The following is a 2,485-nucleotide window of genomic DNA, read 5'->3' as shown; positions in this document are numbered from 1 at the left end:
CGGAGGTAGAGCTACTGGATGGCCGATGGGGCCCAAAAGCTTACTGACGTCAGCCAAACTCCGAATGCCGGTAAGTGAGAGCGCAGCAGTGAGACGGTGGGGGATAAGCTTCATCGTCGAGAGGGAAACAACCCAGACTACCAACTAAGGTCCCTAAGCGTGTGCTAAGTGGGAAAGGATGTGGAGTTGCATAGACAACCAGGAGGTTGGCTTAGAAGCAGCCACCCTTGAAAGAGTGCGTAATAGCTCACTGGTCAAGTGATTCCGCGCCGACAATGTAACGGGGCTCAAGCACACCACCGAAGTTGTAGATTTCGTATTATAGACAAGCCTTCGTGGTTCAGTCGTACGGAGTGGTAGGAGAGCGTCGTGTGGCCAGTGAAGCGGCGGTGTAAACCAGCCGTGGAGGCCACACGAGTGAGAATGCAGGCATGAGTAGCGAAAGACGGGTGAGAAACCCGTCCTCCGAAAGACCAAGGGTTCCAGGGCCAGGTTAATCCGCCCTGGGTAAGTCGGGACCTAAGGCGAGGCCGACAGGCGTAGTCGATGGACAACGGGTTGATATTCCCGTACCGGCGAAGAACCGCCCAAGCTAATCCAGTGGTGCTAAGAGTCCTAACCCGGCTGAGTGGATCCCTTCGGGGTGATGCCGGCCGGTCTAACGCTCGACCCCATGCTGGTGCGGTTAACGTATTAACAGGTGTGACGCAGGAAGGTAGCTGAGCCAGGCGATGGTATCCGTAAGGTGAACCTGGTGTAAGGATGTAGGGCTGACGATAGGCAAATCCGTCGTCAATGCGCCTGAGATCCGATGCGTACCCCGTATGGGGGAAATCAGTGATCCTATGCTGCCGAGAAAAGCATCGACGTGAGGTTCAAGCCGCCCGTACCCCAAACCGACTCAGGTGGTCAGGTAGAGAATACCAAGGAGATCGAGAGAATCGTGGTTAAGGAACTCGGCAAAATGCCCCCGTAACTTCGGGAGAAGGGGGGCCGGAACCGTGATGGGATTTACTCCCGGAGCGGGAAAGGCCGCAGAGACCAGTGGGAAGCGACTGTTTACTAAAAACACAGGTCCGTGCTAAGTCGCAAGACGATGTATACGGACTGACGCCTGCCCGGTGCTGGAAGGTTAAGAGGAAGGGTTAGCGCAAGCGAAGCTCAGAATTTAAGCCCCAGTAAACGGCGGTGGTAACTATAACCATCCTAAGGTAGCGAAATTCCTTGTCGGGTAAGTTCCGACCTGCACGAATGGCGTAACGACTTCCCAGCTGTCTCAACCGCGAACTCGGCGAAATTGCACTACGAGTAAAGATGCTCGTTACGCGCAGCAGGACGGAAAGACCCCGTGACCTTTACTACAGCTTGGTATTGGTGTTCGGAGTGGCTTGTGTAGGATAGGTGGGAGACTGTGAAGCTTGGACGCTAGTTCAGGTGGAGTCATTGTTGAAATACCACTCTGGTCACTTTGGATATCTAACTACGAACCGTGATCCGGTTCTGGGACAGTGCCTGGTGGGTAGTTTAACTGGGGCGGTTGCCTCCCAAAAAGTAACGGAGGCGCCCAAAGGTTCCCTCAACCTGGTTGGCAATCAGGTGTCGAGTGTAAGTGCACAAGGGAGCTTGACTGTGAGACTGACAAGTCGAGCAGGGACGAAAGTCGGGACTAGTGATCCGGCAGTGGCTTGTGGAAGCGCTGTCGCTCAACGGATAAAAGGTACCTCGGGGATAACAGGCTGATCTTGCCCAAGAGTCCATATCGACGGCATGGTTTGGCACCTCGATGTCGGCTCGTCGCATCCTGGGGCTGGAGTAGGTCCCAAGGGTTGGGCTGTTCGCCCATTAAAGCGGTACGCGAGCTGGGTTTAGAACGTCGTGAGACAGTTCGGTCCCTATCCGCTGCGCGCGCAGGAAATTTGAGAAGATCTATCCCTAGTACGAGAGGACCGGGATGGACGAACCTCTGGTGTGTCAGTTGTTCTGCCAAGAGCACCGCTGATTAGCTACGTTCGGAACGGATAACCGCTGAAAGCATCTAAGCGGGAAGCCGGCTTCGAGATGAGATTTCCATACCCTTCGGGGTGAGAGGCTCCCAGCTAGACTACTGGGTTGATAGGCCGGATGTGGAAGTGGGGACTAACGACCCATGGAGCTGACCGGTACTAATAAGCCGATAACTTGACAACACTCCCTCCCTGTAGAGGTGGGGGAAAGCTGCTTGCGTCCACTATGTGGTTCCCGAAATACGGTCGGGAACAATTGAACAGACAGTCGTCTGCCGTCATCCTTCGGGGTGGGGGTGGGTGCATGGTCTGAAACAGACTTCACCGCTGGCCCTGAGGGTCCGTGTGTGGTAAATGTTTCGGCGGCCATAGCGAGAGGGAAACGCCCGGTCACATTCCGAACCCGGAAGCTAAGACTCTCAGCGCCGATGGTACTGCAAGGGGGACCTTGTGGGAGAGTAGGACACCGCCGGACTCCTTTT

The 2,485-nt window shown here is 55.3% G+C and carries 2 rRNA genes (1 of these 2 cut by a window edge); both read left to right on the top strand.

Annotated elements, in window-relative coordinates:
• Positions 1-2,186: ribosomal RNA gene (locus SOM11_RS15020) — 23S ribosomal RNA — on the top strand; it begins 776 nt to the left of the window's first position.
• 175 nt (positions 2,187-2,361) lie between these two features.
• A 5S ribosomal RNA gene (gene rrf / locus SOM11_RS15015) occupies positions 2,362-2,478 on the top strand.
• Positions 2,479-2,485 lie beyond the last annotated feature (7 nt).

The organism is Frigoribacterium sp. CFBP9029 (assembly GCF_034045305.1).
In the GTDB taxonomy this organism is placed as follows: domain Bacteria; phylum Actinomycetota; class Actinomycetes; order Actinomycetales; family Microbacteriaceae; genus Frigoribacterium.
The sequence above is the reverse complement of the archived record's forward strand: the minus strand, read 5'-3'. Positions and strand labels throughout refer to the sequence as shown.